The 10,570-nt window shown below is 73.7% G+C and carries 7 protein-coding genes; all 7 read left to right on the top strand.

The features are described from left to right. The coding region (locus ACZ5WK_RS26010; RefSeq protein WP_465550559.1) for an amino acid adenylation domain-containing protein at positions 1–6,633 on the top strand (6,633 nt) is incomplete at its 5' end. Between the two features lie 5 nt (positions 6,634–6,638). After that, positions 6,639–6,854, top strand: coding sequence for an MbtH family protein (locus ACZ5WK_RS26005; protein ID WP_465550557.1), 216 nt, complete (start codon positions 6,639–6,641; stop codon positions 6,852–6,854). A gap of 10 nt (positions 6,855–6,864) precedes the next feature. Next, positions 6,865–8,124, top strand: coding sequence for a cytochrome P450 (locus ACZ5WK_RS26000; RefSeq protein WP_465550555.1), 1,260 nt, complete (start codon positions 6,865–6,867; stop codon positions 8,122–8,124). A gap of 30 nt (positions 8,125–8,154) precedes the next feature. Continuing rightward, positions 8,155–8,898 carry an SRPBCC family protein gene (locus tag ACZ5WK_RS25995; RefSeq protein WP_465550553.1) on the top strand — a complete coding sequence of 248 codons (744 nt, stop codon included), beginning with the start codon at positions 8,155–8,157 and terminating at the stop codon, positions 8,896–8,898. Positions 8,899–8,907: 9 nt separating this feature from the next. Continuing rightward, positions 8,908–9,108, top strand: a complete 201-nt coding sequence (locus ACZ5WK_RS25990; protein WP_465550551.1) for a hypothetical protein — start codon at positions 8,908–8,910, stop codon at positions 9,106–9,108. A 2-nt stretch (positions 9,109–9,110) separates the two neighbouring features. Continuing rightward, positions 9,111–9,881 carry a thioesterase II family protein gene (locus ACZ5WK_RS25985; RefSeq protein WP_465550549.1) on the top strand — a complete coding sequence of 257 codons (771 nt, stop codon included), beginning with the start codon at positions 9,111–9,113 and terminating at the stop codon, positions 9,879–9,881. 157 nt (positions 9,882–10,038) lie between these two features. Continuing rightward, the gene (locus ACZ5WK_RS25980) at positions 10,039–10,533 is read left to right on the top strand and encodes a hypothetical protein (RefSeq protein WP_465550547.1); all 495 of its coding nucleotides are present in this window, start codon (positions 10,039–10,041) and stop codon (positions 10,531–10,533) included. Positions 10,534–10,570 lie beyond the last annotated feature (37 nt).

Below are 10,570 nucleotides of genomic sequence, written 5' to 3'. Positions count from 1 at the left end.
GACTGGCCGCAGACCGATCCGGAGATCGTGCTGGACGTCCGGCACCCGGCGTACGTGATCTACACCTCGGGCTCGACCGGCCGCCCCAAGGGCGTCGTGGTCGGCCACGGCGGCGTGGCCAGTCTGGTGGCGGCCCAGATCGAGCGGTTCGCGATCGACCCCGGCAGCCGGGTGCTGCAGTTCGCCTCGCCCAGCTTCGACGCCTCGGTGTCGGAGGTCTTCACCGCCCTGCTGCGCGGCGCGGCTCTGGTGCTGCCCGCCGCCGAGCCGGTGGCCGCGCTGACCGACCCGGGCCTGGCGGTCACCCACGTGACCGTGCCGCCGTCCGTCCTGGGCGCCCTGCCGGAGGACTCGCTGACCGTCTCCACGCTGGTGGTGGCGGGTGAGGCCTGCCCGCCGGAGCTGGTGGCCCGGTGGGCGCCCGGCCGGCGGATGATCAACGCGTACGGTCCGACGGAGACGACCGTGTGCGCGACGATGAGCGACCCGCTGTCCCCGGGCTCCGGCGTGCCACCGATCGGCCGTCCGATCGCCAACGCCCGCGTCTACGTGCTGGACGAGCGGCTGCGGCCGGTGCCGCCGGGCGTGCCGGGGGAACTGTACGTGGCCGGCGCCGGGCTGGCGCGCGGCTACCTGGACCGGCCCGGTCTGACCGCCGGACGGTTCGTCGCCTGCCCGTTCGGCGCGGACGGGGATGGGCCCCTCTCCCCCAGCCTGGCGGCCGGGAGGTGCCCCCAGCCCGATGGCGGGCAAGGAGGGAGGATGTACCGCACCGGCGACGTGGTGCGGTTCCGGGCCGACGGGCAGCTGGAGTACCTCGGCCGGGCCGACGACCAGGTGAAGGTGCGCGGCTTCCGGGTCGAGCCCGGCGAGGTCGAGTCGGCCCTGGCCGAGCACCCGGCCGTCGCCCGGGCCGCCGTCCTCGCCCAGGACGACCGGCTCATCGGCTACGTCGTCCCGCGTCCGGAGGCGTCCCGGGACAGCGGTCTCGAAGCCGATCACGTCGGCGAGTGGCAGGACATCTACGACGCCCTGCCCATCACCCCCGAGGAGGCCGCCTTCGGCCAGAACTTCGTGGGCTGGAACAGCAGTTACGACGCGAGCCCGATTCCCGTCGACCAGATGAGGCAGTGGCGGGACGCCACCGTCTCCCGCATCCTGGCCCTGCGCCCCCGCCGGGTGCTGGAGGTCGGCGTCGGCACCGGTCTGCTGCTCTCGCAGATCGCGCCGCACTGCGAGACCTACTGGGCGACGGACTTCTCCGCGACCGCGATCGAGGCACTGGCCGCCCAGGTGGTCCGGCGGGAGGACCTGGCCGAGCGCGTCGTGCTGCAGACCCGCCCGGCGCACGACACCGACGGACTGCCCTCCGGGACGTTCGACACCATCGTGATCAACTCGGTGGTGCAGTACTTCCCGTCCGCCGACTACCTGGCGGACGTGATCGGGAAGCTGATGCGGCTGCTCGCCCCCGGCGGCGCGCTCTTCGTCGGCGACGTCCGCAACCTGCGGCTGCTGCGCCCGCTGGCCACGGCCGTCCAGCTGCACCGGGCCGGTGCCGGCACCGAGCTCGCGGCGGTGCGCCGCGCCGTGGAGCAGGCCCTCCGGGTCGAGAAGGAACTCCTGGTCGACCCGGAGTTCTTCACCGCCCTGCGGGAGCACGGTACGGACATCGGTGCGGTGGCCGTGGAGGTCAAGCGCGGCCGCCACCACAACGAACTGACCCGCTACCGCTACGACGTGACGCTGCACAAGTCACCGGTCGCCCCGGCGGCCACGAGCCGGCCGGTCGAGCTGGAGTGGGGGCGGCAGGTCGCCGGCCTGGCCGAGCTGCGCGAGCTGCTCGCCCGGCCGCTCGCGGGCGTGCTGCGGGTCACCGGGGTGCCCAACCACCGGGTGGCGCGGGAGTCCGCCCTGGCCCGCGCGGTGCAGGACGGGGACGCCTCGCTCGCCGAGCTGCTGGAACGGCTGCACGCCCCGGAGGAGGGCGGCCTGCCCGACCCGGACGACTTCCACGAGCTCGGGCGGGAACTCGACCGCTGGGTGGGAGTCACCTGGTCGGCCACCCGGGCCGACGCCGTGGACGTCGTCTTCGCGGATCCGCGGGCGCACCACGGCTCCCCGGTCGAGCCGTACCGGCCGGCCGGGGCCACCGGCGGGGCGCTGTCCTCGCTGACCAACCGCCCGACCGGCAGCCGGGGCACCGGCGCCCTCGTCGGGGAACTCCGCGACTGGATGCGCGAGCGGCTGCCCGACTACCTGATCCCCTCGGTGTTCGTGGTGCTGGAGACGCTTCCGCTGACGGCCGGCGGCAAGCTCGACCGCCGCGCGCTGCCCGCTCCCGACCTCGGCTCCACCGGAGCCGGGCGGGCGCCGCGCACCCCGCAGGAGCAGCTCCTCGCCGAGCTGTTCGCCGAGGTGCTCGGGCTCGCCCAGGTCGGGGTCGAGGACAGCTTCTTCGACCTGGGCGGGCACTCGCTGCTGGCGACCCGCCTGGCCTCCCGGGTGCGGGCGACCCTCGGCGCGGAGCTGGAGGTCCGCACGCTGTTCGAGACCCCGACCGTGGCCGGGCTGGCGGCCCGTCTCGACGGCTCCGGAACGGCACGGCCCGCGCTGACCGCCCACCCGCGCCCCGAGCACGTACAGCTGTCCTTCGCCCAGCGCCGCCTGTGGTTCCTGCACCGGATGGACGGGCCGAGCGCCACCTACAACATGCCGCTCGCGCTGAGCCTGACCGGCCGACTCGACCGGCCGGCCCTGCACGCCGCGCTGGCGGATGTGGTCGCCCGGCACGAGAGCCTGCGGACGGTCTTCCGGGAGACGGCCGGCGTGCCCTACCAGGTCGTGCTGAGCGCCTCGCAGGCGCACCCGGAGCTGCCGGTGGTCGAGCTCGACGAGAGCCGGCTGGCCGAACGGCTGGCGGACGCGGCCCGGCGCGGCTTCGACCTCGCCGCGGAGCCACCGGTCCGGGCGGAGCTGTACGCGCTCGCCCCCGACCGGCACGTGCTGCTGGTCGTGGTGCACCACATCGCCGCCGACGGCTGGTCGATGGGCCCGCTCTCCGGCGACCTCGCGGCGGCCTACGCGGCGCGCTGCCGGGGCGAGGAGCCGCAGTGGTCCCCGCTGCCGGTGCAGTACGCCGACTACACCCGCTGGCAACGCGATCTGCTCGGCGACGCCGCCGATCCGGACAGCCTGTTCGCCCGGCAACTGGCCTACTGGAAGGACGAGCTGGCCGGGATCCCGCAGCAGGTGCAGCTGCCCGCCGACCGGCCCCGCCCGCCGGTGGCCTCCCAGCGGGGCAGCCGGGTCGTGGTCCGGCTGGACGCCGAACTGCACCAGGCCCTGCGGGACCTGGCCTCCGAGCGGGGCGCCAGTCTGTTCATGGTGCTCCAGGCCGGTCTCGCAGCGCTGCTCACCCGGCTCGGCGCCGGTACGGACATCCCCGTCGGCAGCCCGATCGCCGGCCGCACCGACCAGGCGCTGGACGAGCTCGTCGGCTTCTTCGTCAACACCCTGGTGCTGCGCACCGACACCAGCGGCGACCCCAGCTTCGCCGAACTCCTGGGCCGGGTGCGGCAGAAGGCGCTCACCGCGTACGACCACCAGGACGTGCCGTTCGAGTACCTGGTCGAGGTGGTCAACCCGGTGCGCTCGCTCGCCCACCACCCGCTGTTCCAGATCATGCTGGCCCTGCAGAACGCGCCGCTGGGCGAGTTCGCGCTGCCGGGGCTGGAGACCGGCCACCTGGAGGCGCCGACCGGGACGTCCCGGGTCGACCTGACCTTCAGCCTGGCCGAGCAGTTCCGCCCGGACGGTCCCCCCGGGGCCGGCGGCCCGGGAGGTGCCCCCGGCCTCGACGGCCTGGTCGGCGCGGTGGAGTACGCCACCGACCTGTTCGACGCGCCCACCGTGGAGCTGCTGTTCGACCGCTGGGCGCGGCTGCTGCGCGCGGCGGTCGCCGACCCCGACCGGCCGATCAGCCGCATCGACATCATGTCCGGCGAGGAACGCCACCGGCTGCTGTCCGAGTTCACGGGCGCCGCCGCCGAGCTGCCCGAGGCCGCGGTGCCGGACCTGTTCGCCCGCCAGGTCCGCGCCACCCCGGACGCCGTGGCGGTCGTGGCCGGCGGCACCGAGCTGACCTACCGGGAGCTCGACCAGCGGACCAACCGCCTCGCGCGGGCGCTGATCCAGGAGGGCGTCCGGCCGGAGACGCCGGTCGCGGTCATGCTGGAGCGCTCGGCGGAGCTGGTCGTGGCGATCCTCGCGATCGTCAAGGCGGGCGGGGCCTACGTGCCGCTCGACTCGCGCTTCCCGTCCTCCCGCATCGAGCTGATCCTGCGGGAGACCGGGGCCGCGCTGGTGATCACCGAGGACGTGCTGACCACGCTGCTCCGGGCCGAGCCCGACGCGTCCGGACCCGACGTCCCCTGCGACCCCCGGCAGCTGGCGTACATCATGTACACCTCCGGATCCACCGGACGGCCGAAGGGCGTGGCCGTCACCCACCGCGACGTGGTGGGCCTCGCGCTCACCCCCGAATGGCGCGGCGGCGGACACGAGCGGGTGCTGATGCACTCCCCGACCGCCTTCGACCTCTCGACGTACGAGCTGTGGGTGCCGCTGCTCAGCGGCGGCCGGATCGTGGTCGCACCGCCGGAGCGGCTCGACCTCGACCTGCTCGAGCGGGCGGTCACCGAGCACCGGGTCACCGGCCTGTGGCTGACGGCCGGCCTGTTCCGTCTGGTCGCCGAGGAGCGGCCGGGCCTGCTCGCCGGGGTCCGCGAGGTCTGGACCGGCGGTGACGTGGTCTCCCCGGCCGCCGTCGCCCGCGTGCGCGCGGCCTGCCCCGGCATCGAGGTGGTCAACGGCTACGGGCCGACCGAGGCCACGACCCTGGCCACCTGCCACCCGGTGCGCACCCTCTCCGAGGACGCCGCGACCGTGCCGATCGGCGGGCCGATGGCCAACATGCGCGCCTACGTGCTCGACGACCACCTGCGGCCGGTGCCGACGGGCATGGTCGGCGAGCTGTACCTCGCGGGAGTGGGAGTGGCCCGCGGCTACCTCGGCCGCCCGGGTCTGACGGCCGAGCGGTTCACCGCCGACCCGTACGGCCCGGCCGGGAGCCGGATGTACCGCACCGGCGACCTGGCCTGGTGGCTGGCTGACGGCACGCTGGAGTTCGCCGGACGGGCCGACCACCAGGTCAAGCTGCGCGGTCTGCGGATCGAGCCCGGCGAGATCGAGGCCGTGCTCGCGAACTGCCCGGGCGTCGCCCAGGCAGCCGTGGTGGCCCGTGAGGACCAGCCGGGCGACAAGCGGCTCGTCGCTTACCTGGTGCCCGCCCCCGAGGGGGTGCCCGAGGCGGGCGAGCTGACCGACCGGCTGCGCCGCGAGCTGCCCGAGTACATGGTGCCGTCGGCGTTCGTCACCGTGGACGCGCTGCCGCTGACCGCCAACGGCAAGCTGGACCGGGCCGCCCTGCCCGCCCCCGAGTACGGTGCGCCGGGCACCGGGCGCGGCCCCCGGACGCCGCAGGAGCAGCTGCTGTGCGACCTGTTCGCCGAGGTCCTCGGCCTGGAGCAGGTCCGCATCGACGACAGCTTCTTCGGCCTGGGAGGGCACTCGCTGCTGGCCGCCCGCCTGGCGTCCCGCGTCCGCGAGACCCTCGGCGTCGAGCTGGGCCTGCGCACGCTGTTCGAAGCGCCGACCGTGGCCGGGCTCACCGAACGCCTGGTCATGAACGACCCCGACGACGCGTTGGACGTGGTGCTGCCGCTGCGTTCGACCGGGAACGGCACACCGCTGTTCTGCATCCACCCCGGCGGCGGCATCAGCTGGTCGTACAGCGGGCTCCTGAACCACGTCGGTCCCCAGCACCCGGTCTACGCGATCCAGGCGCGCGGCCTCGGCCGGCCCGAACCGCTGCCGACGTCGTACGAGGAGATGGCGGCCGACTACGCCGATCAGATCCGCAAGATCCAGCCGGAGGGCCCGTACCTGCTGCTCGGCTGGTCCGCCGGCGGGCTGATCGCCCACGCGCTCGCCTGCGAGCTGCAGTCGCGCGGCGAGCGCACCGCACTGCTGGCCATCCTCGACGCCTACCCGGTGAAGGACGTGCAGTTCGAGGAGGTGCCCGTGCCCACCGAGCGGGACGTGCTGGTCGGTGTGCTCGACGTCGACCCGGACGAGCTGGGCGACCGGGCGCTGACCTACGGCGAGGTCGCCGAGGTCCTGAACCGGCGGGGCAGCGCGCTGGCCGGGCTGACGGAGCGGCAGATCGAGGTCATCGTCCAGATCATGATCAACAACGCGAAGCTGGCGGTCGACTTCGTCCCCGGAGAGTTCGACGGAGACCTGCTGCTCTTCAACTCCACGATCGACCGGACCGAGGACAACGCCGGGCCCGGGATCTGGCGCCCCTACGTCGCCGGCCGGATCGAATCGCACGAGATCGCCACCCGGCACAACCGGATGACCCAAGCCGGCTCGCTGGCCCAGATCGGACCGATCCTGGCCGCCAAGCTCGCCGAGGCCACCGGTGACGCCGCTGACACCGGTGACCACGGTGACGCCGGTGACGCCGGTGACGCCGGTGCCACCGCAATCCACAACCAGGAGGACTGATTCCCATGACCAACCCCTTCGACGACCAGGACGGCACCTTCCTCGTGCTCGTCAACCAGGAGAACCAGCACTCGCTGTGGCCGCAGTTCGCGGACGTCCCCGAGGGCTGGACCGTCACCCACGGCCCCGACACCCACGCCGCCTGCCTGGAGTACGTCGAGCAGTCCTGGACCGACATGCGGCCCAAGAGCCTGGCCGACGCCATGGAAGCCCAGCGGTAACGCGGCCGACGTGACCTCCACCGATACCCTGGACGAGGCCCGCGGCAGCGCGGGCCTCGCCCGGCCCGGCGACCTCGCCGCGTCGCTGCGCACGCCCGAGGCCCGCCGCGACCCGTACCCGTTCTACGCCCGCATGCGGCGCGAGAGCCCGGTCCACCGCAGCGCCGAGGGCATCTGGTACCTCACCCGGTACGCCGACGTCGAGGCCGCCCTGGGCGACCTGCGGCTGTCCAACGACCGCGACCGGATGACCCGCGCCTACGGCGCGCTCGGCGGCGACCTGAAGGCCTTCAGCCGGATCACCGACCGGCTCGGCCGGGTGATGACCAACACCGACCCGCCGGACCACGCCCGGCTGCGCAAGCTCGCCAACCGCGCGTTCACCGCCCGGCGCGTCGAAGCCCTGCGCGACGGCATCCAGCGGATCGTCGACCGGCTCGTCGACGAGGCGCTCGCGGCCGGGCCGGCCATGGACCTGATCGACGCGGTCGCCTCCCCGCTGCCGCTGTCCGTGATCTGCGAGCTCTTCGGCATCCCGCCCGAGGACCGCCCGCAGGTCAAGACCTGGTTCCGCCGCTTCGGCCGGATGAGCGAGGACCTCGACAAGTCCGAGGCGGCGATCGGGCAGTACGAGGAGTACCTCGCCCGCCTCGTCCGCCGACGCCGCGCGGACCCGGGCGACGACCTGATCAGCGCCCTGGTCGCGACACAGGCGCAGGACGACCGGCTCACCGACTCCGAGCTGCTGTCCACCTGCTTCGTCCTGATCACCGCGGGCGACGAGACCACCACCCACCTGGTCGGCAACGGCATGCTCGCCCTGCTGCGCCACCCCGGCCAGCTGGCCCGGCTGCGCGAGGACCCGGCGCTGATCCGCACCGCCGTGGACGAGCTGGCCCGCTACGACACGCCGACCCAGGCGATCGTCCGGGTCGTCGCGCAGGACGTCGAGATCGGCGGGCGGACACTGCGCGAGGGCGACCTGGTGTACCTGTTCCTCGCCGCGACCAACCGCGACCCCGAGCGCTTCGAGGATCCCGACCGGCTCGACCTGTCCCGCCCCGGCAACCGGCACCTCAGCTTCGGCAACGGCCCGCACTTCTGCCTCGGCGGCCCGCTGGCCAAGCTCCAGGCGGAGGTGGCCGTCGGCACGCTGGTCCGCCGGCTCCCGCAGCTGAGGCTGGCCGACGAAGCAGCCGGCGGGGCGGCCCTCGAATGGCGGCCCAACCCCTTGCAGCGGCGGCTGAGCGCCCTCCCGCTCACCTACTGACACCTGAACGACGACGAAGGAGAACCGACCATGACCCGAGAGTTCAAGGTCCGCAAGGAACAGGACCTACCCGCGGCGCCCGAACAGGTCTGGGCCGCGGTCGCGACCGGCGCCGGCAACCTGGGCTGGCTGTACCCCATGGAGGTCGAGCCGCGCGTCGGCGGAAAGGTGACACGGTCCGACAGCACCGTCGTGGCCTGGGAGCCGCCGAGCCACTTCGCCGTCCGGGCGACCCTGGGTGACGAGTTCTCCAACACGCTCAGCTACCGGATCGAGCCGGCGGACAGCGGAACGAGCCACCTGCGCATGGGAATCCACTGGGTGCACGAGGGCGTCTGGGACGAGATCTGGGACACCAAGGCGGACGCGGCCGAGAAGCACGTCCATTTCTACCAGCACGGCCTCGCCGAGTACCTGCGGCACTTCGGCGGCCGCCCCGCCTTCTACGTCAAGGCCCAGCGCCCCGAACCCACCACCGACCCGGCCGACTTCGCCGCCCTGCGTCGACGCCTCGGCCTCGCCGAGGACGCGGCCGTCGGCGACGAGCTCGAACTCCACGTCCCCGGTCCGGACGGCGGCCCGGAGGCGGTCGTCGTGGACTGGCTCAGCCCCGACTTCGTCGGCCTGCGCGGCCCGGACGCGCTGTACCGGTTCTTCAACGGCAGCACCTGGAACTGGCCGCTCTGGCTGGGCCACCACCTGTTCGCCGAGGACGCCGACGAGCAGCGGGCCACCAAGGCGTGGAACGCCTGGCTCAACGACACCCAAGCCTAGGAGCCCCCGATGGAAACCTCGATGGAAACACTGCTCTACGCCGCCGAACTCGTCGAGGAGAACGGCACCTACACGCTCGTCTTCCAGGACGTGGCACGGGACACCGTCCAGACCACCCCGGTCCCCAAGTCCATGGTGGACAAGCTCCCGGCCTTCCTCGCGGCGTTCAGCGCCAAGCTCAACTCCACACCGTCACGCGGCCGGTGGTAACCGTGGGACACCCGGTCACCCGGCCGGCACCAGCCCGGAGCGAGGCCGGCGCGTGGTTCCGCGCGCACCGGCGCGCGCAGCAGCCGAGGCTACGGCTGGTCTGCTTCCCGCACGCCGGCGGCACCGCCAACTTCTTCGACAGCTGGCCCGCACGGCTGCCCGCCGACGTCGAGCTCCTGGCGGTCCGCTACCCGGGACGGCAGAACCGGCTCCTGGAGCCCTTCGCCCCCGACCTGCCGACCCTCGCGGACGAGATCCACACCGCCCTGGAACCGTACCTCGACCGGCCGGTGGCACTGTTCGGCCACAGCATGGGCTCGGCGGTGGCCTACGAGGTCGCCCTGCGGCTCGACGGCCGCGGCCGCACGCCCACCCGCCTGCTGGTCTCCGGCCGCGTCGCCCCGCACCGCGCCGCGCCCACCGACCTGCACACCCGTGACGACGAGGCACTGATCGCGGACGTCCGGCAGCTGGGCGGGCCCGGGGCGGAGGCCTACGACGACCCGGAGCTGCGCGAGCTGACCCTCCCGGCGCTGCGCGCCGACTACCGGCTCATCGAGACGTACCGCCCACGGCAGCCGAGACCCCTGCGCGCGCCCATCACCGCCTACGCGGGGGAGAGCGACCCCGACTGCCCGCCGGACGGTGTCCGTGCGTGGTCCGAACTGACCGTCCCCGGCGGCTTCGAGCACCGCTGGTTCCCGGGCGGCCACTTCTATCCGACCCCGTCCGAGGCCGAGCTGCTCGCCGACCTCACCGCCCGGCTCGCATGACGGTGGCGGCCCGGCCGGGCAGGAGTCCGGCCGAGCCGCCGGCACGGCAGCGATTCCCCAGCCCGCGGCGCCCGCTTCACCCGCTTCATCGAGCCGCCCCCGGGCTGCGGCCCGAACCTTCGTCCGGCACTCGCACGCGCAGGACGGCGAAGGGGCCGTGGAGCTCGGGGGGTACCGGCAGGAGCTGAAACGGACGCTCGGCTCTTTCCAGGTGTTCGCGATCTCGTTCGCGTTCATCTCGGTGGCGGTCGGGATCTTCGCGAGATTCGACGAGGTGCTGCAGTCCTCGGGGCCGGTCGGGATCCGGCTCTGGGTGATCGCGGCGCTGGGGCAGACGCTGGTGGCGCTGGTGGTGGCGCAGTTCGCGGCCCGCATCCCGCTCAGTGGCTCCTCGTACCAGTGGGCCTCGCGGCTGGCCAACCCCAGGGTCGGCTGGTGGTTCGGCCGGCTGGCCTTCTGCTACCTGGCGATCGGCGTGGTGGCGATCGACAACGCGCTGGCGAGCCAGGACTCGAACTGGCGCTCGTCGTGGTGGTGGCGATCGCGCTCGTCGTCGCCGTGGTGGTCGCGGGTGACGGCTCGGCCGGCAACCTCACCTCGCGCGGCATCGCCGAGAACGCCCCCGACTACTTCGCCGTCGGCGGCGGGCTGATGCTTGCGATGATCATGGTCCTCGCCCCACTCGTCGG

This window comes from Kitasatospora sp. NPDC032757, from assembly GCF_055579305.1.
This window is presented reverse-complemented; position numbering and strand designations above follow the sequence as displayed.

Coding starts and splice junctions, on each gene's coding strand:
- ACZ5WK_RS25995 (WP_465550553.1), top strand. CDS start 8,155: ATGACCCGAGAGTTCAAGGTCCGCAAGGAACAGGACCTACCCGCGGCG.
- ACZ5WK_RS26005 (WP_465550557.1), top strand. CDS start 6,639: ATGACCAACCCCTTCGACGACCAGGACGGCACCTTCCTCGTGCTCGTC.
- ACZ5WK_RS25990 (WP_465550551.1), top strand. CDS start 8,908: ATGGAAACCTCGATGGAAACACTGCTCTACGCCGCCGAACTCGTCGAG.